The 16,308-nt window shown below is 58.5% G+C and carries 19 protein-coding genes, 1 pseudogene and 1 other annotated feature; of the genes and pseudogenes, 9 read left to right on the forward strand and 11 right to left on the reverse strand.

Annotated features, from left to right (window positions below):
* Nucleotides 1–42 precede the first annotated feature (42 nt).
* Nucleotides 43–138, reverse strand: a complete 96-nt coding sequence (gene ivbL, locus NKJ21_RS10955; RefSeq protein ID WP_002923286.1) for an ilvB operon leader peptide IvbL — start codon at nucleotides 136–138, stop codon at nucleotides 43–45.
* Between the two features lie 12 nt (nucleotides 139–150).
* Here ivbL and NKJ21_RS10960 point away from each other — a divergent pair, with 12 nt between their 5' ends.
* The 5 genes from NKJ21_RS10960 to emrD all read left to right on the forward strand — a co-directional run bounded on the left by NKJ21_RS10960 (nucleotide 151) and on the right by emrD (nucleotide 3,690).
* A complete protein-coding gene (locus NKJ21_RS10960) occupies nucleotides 151–318 on the forward strand; it encodes a hypothetical protein (RefSeq protein ID WP_162550490.1) in 168 nt (55 codons plus the stop codon).
* Between the two features lie 452 nt (nucleotides 319–770).
* Nucleotides 771–890 (forward strand): type I toxin-antitoxin system toxin TisB, encoded by a 120-nt coding sequence (gene tisB / locus NKJ21_RS10965; RefSeq protein ID WP_004145059.1) that lies wholly within the window; start codon nucleotides 771–773, stop codon nucleotides 888–890.
* 90 nt (nucleotides 891–980) lie between these two features.
* Complete coding sequence (locus NKJ21_RS10970; RefSeq protein WP_012540266.1) at nucleotides 981–1,427, forward strand: GNAT family N-acetyltransferase; 447 nt, start codon at nucleotides 981–983, stop codon at nucleotides 1,425–1,427.
* A 69-nt stretch (nucleotides 1,428–1,496) separates the two neighbouring features.
* Nucleotides 1,497–2,330 (forward strand): DMT family transporter, encoded by an 834-nt coding sequence (locus tag NKJ21_RS10975; protein ID WP_012967016.1) that lies wholly within the window; start codon nucleotides 1,497–1,499, stop codon nucleotides 2,328–2,330.
* A gap of 175 nt (nucleotides 2,331–2,505) precedes the next feature.
* Nucleotides 2,506–3,690, forward strand: a complete 1,185-nt coding sequence (gene emrD, locus NKJ21_RS10980) for a multidrug efflux MFS transporter EmrD (protein WP_012540264.1) — start codon at nucleotides 2,506–2,508, stop codon at nucleotides 3,688–3,690.
* Nucleotides 3,691–3,809: 119 nt separating this feature from the next.
* Here emrD and dsdC read toward each other — a convergent pair whose 3' ends face one another.
* Nucleotides 3,810–4,733, reverse strand: a complete 924-nt coding sequence (gene dsdC, locus NKJ21_RS10985) for a DNA-binding transcriptional regulator DsdC (RefSeq protein ID WP_012967015.1) — start codon at nucleotides 4,731–4,733, stop codon at nucleotides 3,810–3,812.
* Between the two features lie 13 nt (nucleotides 4,734–4,746).
* Nucleotides 4,747–4,866 (reverse strand): annotated as a pseudogene (locus NKJ21_RS10990) (hypothetical protein); the annotation flags it as partial.
* Nucleotides 4,867–4,957: 91 nt separating this feature from the next.
* Between NKJ21_RS10990 and dsdX the strand changes: the two are divergent.
* Together dsdX and dsdA are read left to right on the forward strand one after the other, a co-directional pair.
* A complete protein-coding gene (gene dsdX / locus NKJ21_RS10995; RefSeq protein WP_012967014.1) occupies nucleotides 4,958–6,295 on the forward strand; it encodes a D-serine transporter DsdX in 1,338 nt (445 codons plus the stop codon).
* Between the two features lie 17 nt (nucleotides 6,296–6,312).
* Nucleotides 6,313–7,641, forward strand: a complete 1,329-nt coding sequence (gene dsdA / locus NKJ21_RS11000) for a D-serine ammonia-lyase (RefSeq protein WP_254732899.1) — start codon at nucleotides 6,313–6,315, stop codon at nucleotides 7,639–7,641.
* A 3-nt stretch (nucleotides 7,642–7,644) separates the two neighbouring features.
* Here dsdA and NKJ21_RS11005 read toward each other — a convergent pair whose 3' ends face one another.
* From NKJ21_RS11005 to NKJ21_RS11025, 5 genes are all read right to left on the reverse strand, one after another.
* The gene (locus NKJ21_RS11005; RefSeq protein WP_064176501.1) at nucleotides 7,645–8,067 is read right to left on the reverse strand and encodes a hypothetical protein; all 423 of its coding nucleotides are present in this window, start codon (nucleotides 8,065–8,067) and stop codon (nucleotides 7,645–7,647) included.
* Between the two features lie 74 nt (nucleotides 8,068–8,141).
* The gene (locus NKJ21_RS11010; RefSeq protein ID WP_012967012.1) at nucleotides 8,142–8,504 is read right to left on the reverse strand and encodes a DUF202 domain-containing protein; all 363 of its coding nucleotides are present in this window, start codon (nucleotides 8,502–8,504) and stop codon (nucleotides 8,142–8,144) included.
* Nucleotides 8,494–8,841, reverse strand: coding sequence for a YidH family protein (locus NKJ21_RS11015; RefSeq protein WP_002923305.1), 348 nt, complete (start codon nucleotides 8,839–8,841; stop codon nucleotides 8,494–8,496). The genes NKJ21_RS11010 and NKJ21_RS11015 overlap by 11 nt, the downstream gene beginning before the upstream one ends.
* A gap of 100 nt (nucleotides 8,842–8,941) precedes the next feature.
* Nucleotides 8,942–10,264 (reverse strand): 6-phospho-alpha-glucosidase, encoded by a 1,323-nt coding sequence (locus tag NKJ21_RS11020; protein WP_008806754.1) that lies wholly within the window; start codon nucleotides 10,262–10,264, stop codon nucleotides 8,942–8,944.
* A complete protein-coding gene (locus NKJ21_RS11025; protein WP_008806753.1) occupies nucleotides 10,261–11,883 on the reverse strand; it encodes an alpha-glucoside-specific PTS transporter subunit IIBC in 1,623 nt (540 codons plus the stop codon). The genes NKJ21_RS11020 and NKJ21_RS11025 overlap by 4 nt, the downstream gene beginning before the upstream one ends.
* A gap of 298 nt (nucleotides 11,884–12,181) precedes the next feature.
* On the opposite strand from NKJ21_RS11025, the gene NKJ21_RS11030 reads away from it, so the two are divergent.
* Entirely contained in the window at nucleotides 12,182–12,928 is a 747-nt protein-coding gene (locus NKJ21_RS11030) for a GntR family transcriptional regulator (RefSeq protein ID WP_008806752.1), read from the forward strand.
* Here NKJ21_RS11030 and NKJ21_RS11035 read toward each other — a convergent pair.
* From NKJ21_RS11035 to ibpA, 3 genes are all read right to left on the reverse strand, one after another.
* A complete protein-coding gene (locus tag NKJ21_RS11035) occupies nucleotides 12,896–14,557 on the reverse strand; it encodes a putative transporter (RefSeq protein WP_012540259.1) in 1,662 nt (553 codons plus the stop codon). The two genes, NKJ21_RS11030 and NKJ21_RS11035, sit on opposite strands and share 33 nt — an antisense overlap.
* Before the next feature lie 145 nt (nucleotides 14,558–14,702).
* The gene (gene ibpB, locus NKJ21_RS11040) at nucleotides 14,703–15,131 is read right to left on the reverse strand and encodes a small heat shock chaperone IbpB (protein WP_008806750.1); all 429 of its coding nucleotides are present in this window, start codon (nucleotides 15,129–15,131) and stop codon (nucleotides 14,703–14,705) included.
* A 116-nt stretch (nucleotides 15,132–15,247) separates the two neighbouring features.
* Nucleotides 15,248–15,661 (reverse strand): small heat shock chaperone IbpA, encoded by a 414-nt coding sequence (gene ibpA, locus NKJ21_RS11045; protein ID WP_004151523.1) that lies wholly within the window; start codon nucleotides 15,659–15,661, stop codon nucleotides 15,248–15,250.
* Nucleotides 15,655–15,730, reverse strand: a sequence feature (ROSE (Repression Of Heat Shock gene Expression) occurs in the 5'-region of heat shock genes and acts as an RNA thermometer to modulate expression.). Its footprint overlaps the gene before it by 7 nt.
* Nucleotides 15,731–15,975: 245 nt before the next feature.
* On the opposite strand from ibpA, the gene NKJ21_RS11050 reads away from it, so the two are divergent.
* Entirely contained in the window at nucleotides 15,976–16,308 is a 333-nt protein-coding gene (locus NKJ21_RS11050; protein ID WP_004151524.1) for a YceK/YidQ family lipoprotein, read from the forward strand.

Below are 16,308 nucleotides of genomic sequence, written 5' to 3' on the forward strand. Positions count from 1 at the left end.
GGTTTGCGCCGGCGGGGTTTGGAATTCGTGTTGTTCCGGACCCTACGGCGCGTTGCCGACGACGACCACCACAGACACGACGACCACCGCGGCTGGCGCGGTTTTTAGTAGGGTCGAAGCGATCAGGGTTGCGTTCATTAGGGACCTGTTGTGTCGAAAAATAAGCTGAATTTATACAAACACAGGTTTTGCGATTTCACAATGGATTTATTTTCATCCACGATAATTTGCGTGAAAGATCACAATTCGGCGCAAAAGGGCAGAAAACAAAAAACCCCGCCGGAGCGAGGTTTTTATCAGCATGGTTACAGGTGGTAGCCGCAAGCACACTGTATTACGTCAACGCCAAAAGTATACGCGATCGCTGCAGTTCGCGCAATTTAAGGTCGGTTTTTCTCTGTCATAGAGTATGGATGAGAGGGGCGTATTTGTCCAAAAAATACTGTTCATCCATACAGTATTTATCTATACTGGGTGTGTTCACTTTGTGCCATTCGGGGGCCGCAAGTTTGACCGGCGCAACGAAGTCCTGGCTGAAACGGGTGGTGCCGTCAGTGCCTTAACCCCGAGAGAGCACACTGTGTTACGTCAACAACGTGCAGTCACTGGCCCGCGCGGCAACGCGTGGCTCAGCGCTGCGCACCCCTGTCGTTGCAGGCGGCGGGCCGGGAAGCCGTTCATGGAAAGGATGAACTATCGGCCAGGGCAGACGCCGCCGGCGACAGGCAGGGATAAGCTGGCAACGGGCAGCGGAAAGGTACGTCAGCTTATTGTGCTCCTTAACCACAGGAGACGCGCGTATGGGCGGAATGGATATTATTATTTTAATCCTGAAACTCATGGTTGCTGTGTTGCAACTACTTGATGCAGTCCTGAAACAGTTCCGCTGATTCAGGTTCAAGTCGCACCTGAGGGGGGCGGGAAACCGCCCCCCTGCAGGCGCCCGCCGGGCGTCCCGGGATGACTTGATGGAGGAAGCTATGCCACCCCTGTTAATTGCCGCCACAACGCCGGACGATCCGGGGTTCGTTGCGCTGCGCACTGAAAGCCTTGAACAGCATTTCAACATGCTGCGCCGCCTGGCGGAAAACTGGCAGAGCGGCAAAAACCGCTTTAACGCGCCGGGCGAAACGCTGCTGGGCGCCTTCGTCAACCACCAGCTGGTAGGGGTATGCGGCATCAATAGCGATCCCTTCAGTCCGCAGCCGCGGGTCGGGCGCATTCGCCATCTCTACATTAGCGAACGTTACCGTCGCCGGGGCATCGGCCAGCAGCTGCTGGTCTCGGTCATTACCCACTCCAGCGCCTGGTTCGATTTTCTTAACACCCATGCCCCGGCGCAGGCCTGGCCCTTTTATGAAAGGCTTGGTTTTCGCCCGGTTTACGATGAACCGCGGGTGACGCATCGCCTGTTTTGTTCGCTTTAACCCCCCCGCTGGCAGGCAGCGCGGGCGCGTGTTACATTCCGGTGACCTTCACTGTTGAACCTGTCTGCGATGACCCTCACCGTATTCTGCATTTTGCTGTTCGCCGCCCTGCTGCACGCCAGCTGGAACGCTATCGTCAAAGCCAGCGGCGATAAAATGTACGCGGCGATCGGCGTCAGCGGCTCGGCCGCGCTGATCGCCCTGGTGATGCTGCCCTTTGCCCCGCAGCCCGCGCTTGCCAGCGCCCCCTATCTGCTGGCGTCGTGCGCGTTACAGGTGGTGTATACGGTGCTGGTGGCGAAGACCTATCAGGTGTCGGATATGAGCCAGACCTACCCGCTGATGCGCGGCACCGCGCCGCTGCTGGTCGCGGCGATAAGCGTGCTGTTCCTCGGCGATCGTCTGTCGCCGCTGGCCTGGCTGGGCATCGGCGTTATCTGCCTGGCGATTCTGGCGATGGCCTTTCACGGCAGCGTTAGCTCCCGCAAAGGCATCGTGCTGGCGCTGATCAACGCCTGCTTTATCGCGGGATATACACTGGTGGACGGCACCGGTGTCCGGCTGGCGGGCTCGGCGCTAGGCTACACCCTGTGGACCTTTTTTATGAATGGTTTCTGCCTGCTGTGCTGGGCCATGGTGGCGCGACGGCGAGAGGCCAGTCGTTATTTACGTCAGCACTGGAAAAAGGGCATCCTCGGCGGTGTCGGCACCATGGGCTCCTACGGCCTGGCGCTATGGGCGATGACCCAGGCCCCGCTGGCGGTGGTCGCCGCGCTACGTGAAACCTCCATTCTCTTCGGCGCGCTGATCGCCTTTATCGTTCTGAAAGAACAACTGATGCCGCTGCGCATCGTGGCCGCCTGCGGGATTGCCGCCGGGGCGATCCTCCTGCGCCTGGCGTAGCCTGAAATGGCAACATTAGTTGCCGAACCTGTTTACAAAATCTGCCTCGACTCCCCCCAGCAATCGGTACTTTGCAGTTGTTCTGTCATTTTTATATGGTAGATTCCTCCATCGTTTACGGGGTGTGCCAGTCACATATTCTTCACTTCTAATTACTCGCAAAGTATTCATCGACATGAAACGGCATAAGAACTTCAATTTGTTGTTGATGCTGGTACTGCTGGTGGCCGTCGGCCAGATGGCGCAGACCATTTATATTCCGGCTATTGCCGACATGGCGGTCGCGCTGAACGTCCGCGAAGGGGCGGTACAAAGCGTGATGGCGGCCTATCTGCTGACCTATGGTATTTCACAGCTGTTCTACGGCCCGCTCTCGGACCGCGTCGGTCGCCGTCCGGTGATCCTCGTCGGGATGTCGATTTTTATGCTGGCGACGCTGGTAGCTATTACCACCCATAGCCTGCCGGTGCTGATCGCCGCCAGCGCCATGCAGGGGATGGGCACCGGGGTCGGCGGCGTGATGGCGCGCACCCTGCCCCGCGACCTGTACGAAGGCGCGCAGCTGCGTCATGCCAATAGCCTGTTAAATATGGGTATTCTGGTCAGCCCGCTGATTGCGCCGCTGCTCGGCGGCATCCTCGACACCCTGTGGAGCTGGCGCGCCTGCTACGCCTTCTTGCTGGTGCTGTGCGCGGGCGTGACCTTCAGCATGGCGAAGTGGATGCCGGAAACGCGCCCGGAAGGGGCGCCACGCACCAAACTCCTGACCAGCTACAAAACGCTGTTCGGTACCGGGGCGTTTAACTGCTATCTGCTGATGCTGATCGGCGGCCTGGCCGGGATTGCGGTGTTCGAAGCCTGTTCCGGGGTGCTGATGGGCGCGGTGCTCGGCCTGAGCAGCATGGCGGTGAGTATTCTGTTTATTCTGCCGATCCCGGCGGCGTTCTTCGGCGCGTGGTTTGCCGGCCGGCCGAACAAGCGTTTCCCGACGCTGATGTGGCAGTCGGTGATCTGCTGCCTGCTGGCAGGTTTGATGATGTGGATCCCTGGACTGCTGGGCATCATGACCGTCTGGACCCTGCTGGTGCCGGCGGCGCTGTTCTTCTTCGGCGCCGGGATGTTATTCCCGCTGGCCACCAGCGGCGCGATGGAGCCGTTCCCGTTTCTCGCCGGTACCGCCGGGGCCCTGGTGGGCGGCTTGCAGAATATCGGCTCCGGCGTGCTGGCCTGGCTGTCGGCGATGATGCCGCAAACCGGTCAGGGCAGCCTCGGCCTGCTGATGATGCTGATGGGCCTGTTGATTCTGCTGTGCTGGCTGCCGCTGGCCTCGCGCTTCACCCACCATCAGCAGCCGGTATAAGCGCGGCGGTCGTTCCCCGGATGGCGGCTGACGCCTTATCCGGGCTACCGGACTGTAGGCCCGCGCAAGCGCAGCGCCGCCGGGCGATTATCAGGCACCGAGCCGTTGCTCACCTCTTTTCAGGTCAGGCTATGCAGCCACTCGATAAAGGCGTCGATTTTCGGCCACTGACGGCCCGGCAGGGTCGTCACGTAATAATGCTGATGGCATTTCAGCGTCATGTCGCCAAAAGGCGCAATCAGCTCGCCGCTCTCCAGCCGCTTCTGCACCAGCCGTTTACGTCCCATCGCCACCCCTACATGGTTCATCGCCGCAATCACTGCTAAATCGGATCGATCGAAGCCGATGCCCGACGATGGCGGCAGTTCCACCGCAAATTTCTGCGCCCAGCTATACCACTCATCGGTCCCCGAGTCGTTGCTCCATGCCTGGCGATCGTGGAGCAGCGTACAGTGGCGCAGACTGGCAGGATTTGACGTTAACTGCAGCTGGCGGGCGTAATTCGGCGTACATACCGGCACGATCGCCTCATCCATCAGAAAATGATGGCTCAGCTGCGACGACGGCGCATCATCAAAATAGATTGCCAGATCGATACCCGCCCGCTGCAGGTTGACGTTATCGTTGCCGGTCAGCACAGTCAGCGAGATGGCCGGGTAGCGGTGAGTGAAATCCCCCAGCGCCGGCACCAGCCAGCATTGGGCTATCGACGGGCGCGAATAGACCGTCAGGCTGCCAGAGAGCTCCTGGTTTTTGATGTCCAGAATCTCCTGATTGAGGCCATCCAGCGACGACTTCAGCGCCCAGTAAACGCGCTTCCCTTCTCGCGTCAGCTCCACTTTGCGGTGCGAGCGGACAAAGAGCTGGATCCCCAGCTCCTCTTCCAGCTGATTAATCCGGTGACTGACGGCGCTTGGGGTGAGCGCAAGCTCGTCTGCGGCCAGGGCGAACGACTCGTGCCGCGCCGCCACCTCAAACGTCGACAGCCTGGAGAGTTGCCAGCCGTTGAGCAACCGGGTACCTAAGGTTTTGAGTACATCCATTATGCGCTCCTGGCAAAAAAGGGGATCTGGATGATAAAAAAATAACGCCAGAACTTCCGCTCAAGGATGAATTAATTTGACCCATAGCATATTCATAGGTCGATTTTAGAGCTAAATCACCTTTTTGATTCAATTTGACTCACCTGAAAGGCCATTTATATCGTTTGTCAGCCCATGCCGAGTTTCTGTTCAATAACCACACGTTACTTACGGCGAGGTGGGGTATGGAATCGCAAATCTGGGTTGTGAGCACGCTGCTGATTAGCATCGTGTTAATCGTCTTAACGATCGTCAAACTGAAGTTTCATCCGTTTCTGGCGCTGCTGCTGGCGAGCTTTTTCGTTGGGGCGATGATGGGGATGGGCCCGCTGGAGATGGTCAACGCCATTGAGAGTGGGATCGGCGGCACGCTGGGCTTCCTGGCGGCGGTGATCGGTCTCGGTACCATCCTCGGCAAGATGATGGAAGTCTCCGGCGCGGCGGAGCGCATCGGCCTGACGCTGCAGCGCTGCCGCTGGCTGTCGGCGGACGTGATTATGGTGCTGGTCGGCCTGATCTGCGGTATTACCCTGTTTGTCGAAGTCGGCGTGGTGCTGCTGATCCCGCTGGCGTTCTCCATCGCTAAAAAAACCAATACCTCGCTGCTGAAGCTGGCTATTCCGCTGTGTACGGCCCTGATGGCGGTGCATTGCGTGGTGCCGCCGCATCCGGCTGCGCTGTTCGTGGCGAATAAACTGGGCGCCGATATCGGGACGGTTATCGTCTATGGCCTGCTGGTCGGTCTGATCGCCTCGCTGGTCGGCGGCCCGCTGTTCCTCAGGCTGCTCGGCAACCGCCTGCCGTTTAAATCGGTGCCAGCCGAGTTTTCCAACCTCGACGTACGCGAAGAATCGACGCTGCCCTCGCTCGGCGCTACGCTATTTACCGTGTTGTTACCGATTGGGCTGATGCTGGTGAAAACCGTCGCTGAACTGAATATGGCGCAAGGCGGCACGCTGTATACAGTGCTGGAATTTATCGGCAACCCCATCACCGCGATGTTTATTGCCGTCTTTGTCGCTTATTACATTCTCGGTATTCGTCGGCAGATGGGGATGGGCGTCCTGCTGACTCATACTGAAAACGGCTTTGGGTCGATCGCCAACATTCTGCTGATTATCGGCGCCGGCGGCGCGTTCAACGCGATTTTGAAATCCAGCGGCCTGGCCGATAGCCTGGCGGTGATCCTCTCGAATCTGCATATGCATCCGATTTTGCTGGCCTGGCTGGTGGCGCTTATCCTGCACGCCGCCGTCGGCTCCGCTACCGTGGCGATGATGGGCGCTACCGCCATCGTTGCGCCGATGCTGCCGCTTTATCCTGGCGTAAGCCCGGAGATCATCGCCATTGCCATCGGTTCCGGCGCCATTGGCTGCACGATCGTCACCGATTCCCTGTTCTGGCTGGTAAAACAGTACTGCGGCGCCAGCCTCAGCGAAACGTTCAAGTACTACACGACAGCGACATTTATCGCGTCACTACTTGCACTGGCCGCCACCTTCCTGCTTTCTTTCATTATCTGAGCGCAAAGAGACGTATGATGAAACACGCTGACCTGACCACCTTAACCGCGACCTTCCCGCTTGTGCAGGATCTGATCGCCCTGAAAGAAACCACCTGGTTTAACCCGGCCACCACCACCCTGGCGCAAGGGTTACCTTACGTCGGTCTGACCGCCGACGATGTGCAAGACGCCCATGCCCGCCTTCAGCGCTTCGCGCCCTATCTGGCGGAAGCTTTCCCGGAAACGGCCGCCAGCGGCGGGATTATCGAATCGGAAGTGGTTGCCATTCCGGCAATGAAACGCAGCCTTGAGCAAAAGTTCGGCCAGCCGATTAGCGGCGATCTGCTGCTGAAAAAAGACAGCCACCTGCCGATTTCGGGTTCCATTAAGGCGCGTGGCGGGATTTATGAAGTGCTGACCCATGCGGAAAAGCTGGCGCTGGAGGCCGGACTGCTCACCACCGCAGATGATTATCGCAAATTGCTGACACCGGAATTTAAACAGTTCTTCAGCCAGTACAGCATCGCTGTCGGCTCCACCGGCAACCTCGGGATGTCGATCGGCATCATGAGCGCGCGCATCGGCTTTAAGGTTACGGTACATATGTCGGCGGATGCCCGAGCGTGGAAAAAAGCCAAACTGCGCAGCCACGGCGTGACGGTCATTGAGTACGAAGAGGACTACGGCGTCGCCGTCGAACAGGGGCGCAAGGCAGCGGAATCCGACCCGAACTGCTTTTTCATTGATGATGAAAACTCGCGCACGCTGTTCCTCGGCTATGCCGTAGCCGGCGAGCGCCTGAAGGCGCAGTTTGCCAAAGCAGGGCGCGTGGTCGATGCCGATCACCCGCTGTTCGTCTACCTGCCGTGCGGCGTTGGCGGCGGCCCCGGCGGCGTGGCATTCGGCCTGAAGCTGGCCTTCGGCGACCACGTTCACTGCCTGTTCGCCGAACCGACCCACTCGCCCTGCATGCTGCTCGGCGTCTATACCGGGCTCCACGACCAGATAGCGGTGCAGGATTTAGGCATTGATAACCTGACCGCCGCCGACGGTCTGGCGGTCGGCCGGGCGTCCGGGTTCGTTGGCCGGGCAATGGAGCGCCTGCTCGACGGGTTCTATACCCTTGATGATCAGACGATGTACGACATGCTGGGCTGGCTGGCGACAGCGGAAAACATTCGCCTTGAACCGTCCGCGCTGGCCGGAATGGCCGGGCCGCAGCGGGTCTGCGCCAGCAAAGCGTACCATCAGCTACAAGGTCTGAGTGAACAACAGCTGCAGCAGGCCACCCACCTGGTGTGGGCCACCGGCGGCGGCATGGTGCCGGAAGAGGAGATGGCGCAATATCTGGCGAAGGGGCGCTAATCTTCAGCGCAGCAGCGGCATCAGCGCCTCTGGCGGCCGCTGCTGTCGGCGCAGGTCCCGCATCACTCGCATATAGGGCCCGCTAAGATCGTAGAACTGCCGATAACCCGCGCACAGCGGGTCTTCCTGTTCGCCGCAGCGGCACAGGCGCAACCACGGGCAGCCGTAGCAGGTGCTGTTGGCCGCTGGCGCGCCTGGCTGGGTCAGCGGCTCGCCGCACCAGGCGCTCAGCGTCTCACTAAACAGCAAAATATTGATGCGCCCAATATCTTCCCGCACCCAGCGGTGAAAGACAGTGCAGAGAAACTCCCCCCAGAGCGCGGCGTCGCCGGCCGCCAGCTGCGGAATAAAATGGATAACGGTGAGACCCTGTTGACGCAGTTGTGCATAGAACGCCTGCGGCTGATGGCAATGATGCGCCTCCACCACGACAGCCTGAAAGGGAGTGTCATGTTGCTGGCCGGGGGCATGAGTGAGAGGCAAATTCGCCGGACATCCTGTCATGACATATCCCTAATGAATAAAACGATCGGTTGAAGGTGAGTAACAGCAAACAGGAATGCCAGAGAAAGTACTGCGAGTGCGATCAAAAATTTGTCACGAACCGCCCGCGGCTGAAAAAAATCGCTGTCATCGACGTCCATCAGATGACGACGGCGGGTATAGCCCCAGAGGATCACCGCCACTATCGCCAACACGCCGATCGACAGCCAGAACGGCAGGCCGGCGCGGTGCCAGCTGTGTTTAATCGCCAGCGCCATCAGCGCGCCATAGCCCAACAGAGTGCGAAACCAGGCCAGCGAGGTGCGCTCTGGCTGTAGTCCCGGATCGCCTTCCCGCCGCGCCCGGCGTTTATCCGCCATACACCACCAGCAGCATCACCGCGGCCACCACCGCCAACAGCAGGATGCTAATCACCAGCAGCGTGCGGGTATAGGGAAGGTCCTGTTTCAGACGCATCGCTTTCTCGTTATTCAGCCAGCGCAGATAGCCATAGATGGCCATGCCGCCGGCAAAGAGACACAGCAGCAGGGCAAGAATTTCACGGATCAGCGGCGTGGCAAAGTCCGGCGCTAACTGGTCAAGGCCGACGCCGGCGGCGAGAAAACCGAGCGCCGTGCGGATCCACGCCAGAAAGGTGCGTTCGTTAGCCAGCGAAAAGCGGTAATCCGGCGCTTCGCCGAGGCGGGAGATTTTCATTACAGTTCCTTGTTCATCGCGCTGCAGGCTTCAGCATAGCGTAAATCAGGAACCGGGGAGAAGAACCGGCGCCCCGCGGGCGCCGGTCAAACAGCGGGGATTAATGCAGCTCAGGCCAGTAATCTTTGTTGGCCGCAATCAGGTCGTCGAGGATCGCTTTCGCCACCGAGGCGCTCGGTACGGTTTTCGACAGGGTAATCGCCTGCCACAGCTTGTGATAAGAGCGCTGTTCCCAGGCATCGACCACCAGTTTTTCCACTGCTACCTGCTGGCTCATCATCCCTTTCTGGAAGTGCGGGATGTCGCCAACCGTCAGCGGTTCCGGTCCGTTGTGACCCACCAGACAAGGGATCTCCACCATCGCGTCAGCGTCAAAGTTATGGATCGCGCCGTTGTTTGGCACAATCAGCAGCATCCTTTCCTGCGTGTTAAAGGCGATGGCCGTCGCCAGATCGACGATATACGACGCATGCTCGTCAATCTCCAGATCGCCAGCGGTGGATTTCCCGGCGGCAATAATCGCCCGGCAGGCGCTGAAGACGTTTTTCTCCCGATGATCCATCACCTCATTGGCGCGGGTACGCTCCGGGTTGGAGTGAGCCACCACGTAGTCCGGGAACAGGTAATATTTCAGGTAGGTGTTCGGCATGGTCTGCGGATCCAGCGCCTGCACGTCTTTCGCTTTAGCAAAGGTATCGTTCCAGCTGGCCTCGGTGTGCGGATCGTTAGAGGGCGGCACATAGCCATATTTCGCCACATATTCACGCAGTTTCGGCATCAAATCGTTGCCGTCGAGGTCCTCAATCGATGTCCACCAGCCGAAGTGATTGAGGCCGTAGTAGCGCACGCGCATCTGTTTGCGATCTTTGAGGCCGACAATCTGTGCCATCCGCCCTTCAATGCCGATCGGCATATCGCAGATATTGAGGATTTTGGCGTTCGGCCGCAGACGTCGGGTGGCTTCCGCCACAATCGCTGCCGGGTTGGAGTAGTTAAGCATCCAGGCGTTCGGCGAATATTTTTCCATATAATCCACCAGCTCCAGCACGCCGCCGATAGAGCGCATACCGTAGGCGATCCCCCCCGGACCGCAGGTCTCCTGGCCCAGCACGCCGTGGCGCAGCGGGATTTTCTCATCCTGTTCACGCATCGGATATTTACCGACGCGGATATGTGCCATGACGAAATCAACATCGGTAAACGCCGCCTGCGGATCGGTGGTATAGCTGAATTCAATCTCCGGCGCCTGCTCTTTGAGGATCACTTTGCACGCCTCGGCGATGGTCTCCTGACGCGCGCCGTCGTTGTCGTAAAATTTCAGCGACCGCAACGGAAAACGATCCTGGTTTGCCAGCAGCATCAGAACAATGCCCGGGGTGAAGGTGCTGCCGCCGCCTGCGATAACAACTGAGAATTTTTTCATGATACTGCCTCCGTCATGGTGGTATGTTCGGTCGAAAGAGAATCTTTCATCAGGTTTTCCAGCTGGTCGCGCACCTGGGGAACGTGCAGGCCGACGATGACCTGAATCCCGTTGCCGCGGCGTACTACCCCGTGGGCGCCCAGCGCTTTAAAGACGTCGTCACTTTGCGTTTTCGCCATATCGACCAGCGCGATGCGCAGTCGGGTGGCGCAGTTGTTGATGCTTTCAATGTTGTCGGCGCCGCCGAGGGCCTGCAGGAAGCCAGCGGCCTGACCCAGCCGGGTCTCTGGCGCGGCGGCAGCCGTGGTTTTACCTCGTGCCGCCTGGTAATCGGCCTTGCTGTAGAGCTTGATTTCGCTCTCTTCCCGGCCAGGCGTCTTCAGGTTCAGACGCAGGATCAGGGTGCGGAAGACCACGAAGTAGAGGGCGGTGAAACAGAGGCCGATGCCTATCTGAATGAACATCATTGAGGCGTGGTGATGGAACATCGGGATCCAGTTTTGCGGCAAGAACTGGTCGAGCAGACCGCCGCCGAAATTGCCTACCACGCCGCAGATGTACATCACCGTCGCCATGGTCGCCGCCAGCACCGCGTGAACGGCGAACAGCAGCGGCGAGATGAACAGGAAGGTGAACTCCAGCGGTTCGGTGATCCCGACCAGCATCGCGGTCAGGGTGGCGGGGATCAGCAGGCCGGCGACCTTGACGCGATTTTCCGGCGCGGCAGTGAAGTAGAGCGCCAGCGCAATCCCCACCGAACCAAACACTTTCGAGTTACCGTGCAAAGCAAAGCCGCCCTCCGGGAACAACGTCTTCAGCGGTTCCGTACTCTGACTGAACGCCTGCAGATGCTCCGCCCAGTAGACCTGCAGACCGCCCTCCACCACCGCCGGGCCAAAGATGAACGGGCCATAGACGAAGTGGTGCAGACCGGTGGGGATCAGAATGCGCTCAAGGAAGATGTAGACCCACACCCCAAGCGCCCCGGCTGAGCGCAGGAAGGCCTGCAGCGATTCAATGCCCAGCTGAACCTTTGGCCAGCCGAGCAGGGTCAACCAGGCGCAGGGGATCATCGCGAGGAAGGCGACAATGACCACAAACGATGATCCCTGAAAGATGCCGAGGAACACCGGCAGGGGTTTATCGAAATAGCGATTGTGCAGGGCCGTCACCAGACCGGAGATGACGATGGCGCCGATAATGCTGGTGTCGAGGGTTTTGATCCCGGCAATCATCGTCAGGCCGCTGCCTGCCGTGGGTTCAACGGAAAAGTCGACGCCGAAGAAGTGGCCCCAGGTCATCCCCATGGCGTTAATAAAGTAGTTCCAGGTGAGAAAACTCACCAGCACCGCCAGACAGGCCCGGCCCTGGGCCTGTTTCGCCAGGCCGATCGGCAGACCGACGGCGAAAATCAGCGGCATATTACGAAAGACGGTCCAGCCGCCCTCTTCAATGATGTGAACGATCTGGGCAAACAGGCTGTCGGGTGCGGTCAGCGCTTCGCCGACGAACATCGGGTTGCGCAGCATGATGGCGATACCGACCACGATCCCGGCAAAAGGAAACAACAAAACCGGAGTAAACATGGCGCCGCCAAAGCGTTGTATTTGACTGAGCATTTGAAAATCCTCATGTAACAACTCGTAGGGTGAGTGGCCTTCTTTTTCTTGATTACCGGCCTGACTCGAGAATAGAAATTTGCCCGTCCGACAACATGTCGCGCCGTTGCGATTCGTGATCCCATTCATGGTTTTAATTTGGCCAAAGTTGTCTACTTCGATAACCAAAGTTAGACATCGATAAGTCAGACAGTGGAATTAACGAAATGAATGAGTATTAATTACTTGTAATAAATCTATTTTTTTAACGAAAAGAGAAGACAGCGACATTCCACTTTCCTGCACAAGAGGACTACTGGTGATCTACAAATCCATTGCTGACCGCCTGCGGCTGCGGCTGAATTCCGCCGACTTCGCCATCGGTAGCCCGCTACCGGGAGAGAAAAAACTGGCCGAGGAGTTCGGGGTGGCGCGCATGACTATCCGCAAAGCCATCGACCTGCTGGTGGACTGGGGATTGGTTGTGCGTCGCCACGGCTCGGGGACGTTCGTGGCGCGTAAGGACGTCCATCATGAAACCAGCAATCTCACTGGCCTGGCGGAAGTGCTGCGCAAGCAGGGTAAAGAGGTGGTGAGTCAGGTGCTGGCCTTCGAGGTGATGCCTGCTCCGCCGGCCATCGCCAGCCTGCTGCGGATTAAAATTGATGAACGGATCTACTTCTCACGGCGGGTGCGCTACGTCGATGGCAAGCCGCTGATGCTGGAGGATAGCTATATGCCAGTGAAGCTGTTCCGCAACCTGTCGCTGAGCCATCTGGAGGGTTCGAAATTTGATTATATTGAGAAGGAGTGCGGGATCATCATCAGCGGGAATTATGAAACGCTGACGCCAGTGCTGGCGGACAAGCAGCTGGCGCGCTCAATGAACGTCCCGGAGCAGACGCCGCTGCTGCGTATTACCTCCCTTTCCTACAGCGACAGCGGCGAGTTTCTTAACTATTCCGTCATGTTCCGCAACGCCAGCGAGTATCAGGTGGATTACCACCTGCGCCGCGTCCAGGCGCAAAGCCCGCTAGCTCAGCCCCCAGAACAGCACGGCGAGTAGCTGCGGGGTGATAATCCGCAGGAACATCACCAGCGGATAGACGGTGGCGTAAGAGAGCGCCGCCGCGCCGCTGGTGGCGTGCAGATTGTTGGCGAAGGCCAGCGCCGGTGGGTCGGTCATGGAGCCGGCCAGCATGCCGCACAGCGTCAGATAGTTCATTTTCGCCAGCATGCGCGCGAGAATGCCTACCGTTAGCAGCGGAATGGCGGTGATGAAAATGCCGTAGGCGATCCAGCTCAGGCCCTCGCCCTGGGTCAGAGTGGCGACAAAGTCGCCCCCCGATTTTAGCCCGACCACCGCCAGAAACAGCACGATCCCCAGCTCGCGCAGCGCCAGGTTGGCGCTCGGCGGCATAAACCAGTACAGCTTGCCGATGCTGCCGATACGCCCGAGGATCAGCGCCATAATCAGCGGCCCACCGGCCAGCCCCAGCTTCAGTGCGGCAGGAAAGCCGGGAATAAACAACGGGATAGACCCCAGCAGTACCCCGAGTCCGATGCCGATAAACACCGGCAGCATCTGGACCTGCTGCAGCTTCTGCTGAGCGTTACCCAGTTCGGCGGCCACGGCGTCAATCGCCTCCTGACGACCGACCAGGTTGAGGATGTCACCAAACTGCAGGCTGGCGCTGCTGCTGGCCACCAGCTCGACGCCAGCGCGATTCAGCCGGGAGATCACCACGTCATAGCGCTGTTTGACGTGCAGATCGCGTATTTTCTTCCCCAGCACTTTTTCGTTAGTGACCACCACCCGCTCGACTTTCAGATCGGTGCCGCGCGTCGACAGCGAGGTGGCCACCTCCTGGCCAATCACCAGCTGCGCATTGTGCAGATCCTCCGGTCGCCCCACCAGGTGCAACAGGTCGCCCGCCTGAATAAGGGTGCCCGGAGCAGGTACCATCAACAGCTCACCGCGCTTCAGCCGCGAACAGACGATGTTGTCGCTATTGAGCATCGGCACATCCTGAATCGCCATCTGGTTGAGGTTGGGGTTCTCCACCCGCACGTTAATGGTGTGCAAATGAGCGTGGCCGTTGCCGCTGCTCTCCTCAAACCGCTGGGCCTCTTTCTCCACATTGATTCGGAAGAACAGGCGCACCAGCCACATGGTCAGCAGAATGCCGCAGATGCCGAACGGATACGCCATCGCGTAACTCATCCCCATCTGATCGACCACCTCGAACGGTACGCCGAGATCGCGGAGAATTTGCTGCCCGGCCCCCAGCGCTGGCGTGTTGGTCACCGCACCGGAGAAGATACCGAGCACCACCGGGAGAGGAATATCGAACAGTTTATGCAGCACCGCGGTCACCAGGCCGCCGAGGATAACAATAAGGATAGCGAACAGATTGAGCCGCAGGCCTGAGACCCGCAGCGAGGCGAAAAAGCCCGGCCCCACCTGAATACCGATGGTGTAGACGAACAGGATCAAGCCGAATTCCTGAATAAAATGCAGCATCGGGCTGCTGAGGGCGACACCCGCCTGATCGACAAAGTGGCCGACAATAATCCCGCCAAACAGGACACCGCCAATGCCAAAGCCGACGCCGCGGATTTTGACATTGCCGATCCACAACCCCACTACCGCCACCAGCGCCAGCACGCTGACCGTCAATGCTATCTCACTCATGGTATCGTCCCTGTGAATAACACCATTAACTACAGGGATTATGACCGCTGCCAGACGGGTTGTATGCCGCCTGGCGCACAATACCAGCAAACAGACCGGCACAAAAAAGCCCCGAAAAACGGGGCCTTATCAGTAGGTTACTTTATTAGCTATTTAGCGCCGGTCGTTCGCTGATGGCGATACGCTGCGGGGCAATCTGCTCAGGCTCATTGCGGGTCAGATCGATATGCAGCAGGCCATTGGTGAAGGTCGCGCCAGAGACCTCCATGTTGTCGGCGAGGGTGAAGCTCAGGCTGAAGGCCTGGCTCACCAGCCCCTGGTGCAGCCATGTGGTCTCTTTTTCCGGCTGCTGCGGCGTGCCTTTCACCACCAGACGGGTGCCTTCCAGTTGAATATCCAGATCTTCCTGACGGAAACCGGCCAGCGCAAGGGTAATGCGATAGTGGTTATCGTCGCTTTTTTCGATGTTATAGGGCGGGAAGCTCTGGCTTTCACCGGCGGTTTGCAGGGCGTTGGCCAGTTTGTCAAAGCCGATCCATTGACGCAGCAGGGGGGATAAATCGTAGTTACGCATAGTGTTTTCTCCTTCTAAGAAGCGAGTGAATACCTGCGAATTCTGTCAATTCGCATCTGCTCCCTGACGGCGAGCAGGTTGTGACATCAGGCCGCCACGCGGCCTGAAACGGACAATTAGTTGATTTCGATGCGGCGCGGCTTGTTCGCTTCCGGGATCACGCGTTCCAGATCGATATACAGCAGGCCGTTCACCAGGTTGGCGCCGCGGACGTGAATATTTTCCGCCAGCTGGAATTTGCGCTCGAAGTTACGCTCGGCGATCCCCTGATACAGGTAGGTCCGCTCTTTCTGCTCGGCGGCGTGGGCGCCTTTGACGATCAGCAGATTGTCCTGGGCCGTGATCTCCAGCTCGCTTTCAGCAAAGCCAGCCACCGCGATAGCGATGCGATAGTGGTTTTCGTCTACCAGCTCGACGTTATACGGAGGGTAGCCGCCGTTGCTCTGGCTTTGATTGTTTTCCAGCAGGTTGAACAGGCGGTCGAAACCAATGGCTGAACGATATAGCGGGGAGAGATCGAAGTTACGCATAGTAAATAGCTCCTGAAAATCAGCGAGAATCAAATGACCTTCCATCGTGGACAGGCCGCGGTAATCCGGAATACCCCTCAGGCGTATTCTCAGTGGGTTACACCTATAAAATGGGTTTCTCCCCGTGCTTTTCAAGGGATTGAGGGCGAATTTTTTTGCAGTTTGCCGATGATTGCTTAGACTGGGGGGAGGAGCACAAAAAGCAAAGTGCGATGCCCGCCACAGTGCGGCGCAATAACGCTATGCATTCACGGGTTGGCCCGATATAACCGCTGAAAGGTTATCTCAACGCCCGAAACGACGATGGAAGAACAATGAAAAGCAGACGACTGTTAAAGCTGGTCCTGTTCAGCGGGATAATAAGCCTGAGCGGTTGCTCCAGCGTAATGTCACATACCGGTGGCAAAGAGGGAACCTATCCGGGCACGCGATCCAGTGCGCAAACGCTGGGAGACAGCGATACCAACTGGGGTGTGAAATCACTGGTGGCGCTGGACATGCCGTTCACCGCCGTCATGGATACCCTGCTGCTGCCGTGGGATATGTTCCGCACCGACAGCTCAATCAAATCACGGGTCGAAAAAAGCGAGAAGGCCACGCTGGCGACCAACTCGGTGATACCGCCAGCGCCGATGCCTGCCCAGTAA

This window comes from Klebsiella sp. SWET4, from assembly GCF_024296565.1.
Lineage (GTDB): Bacteria > Pseudomonadota > Gammaproteobacteria > Enterobacterales > Enterobacteriaceae > Klebsiella > Klebsiella variicola.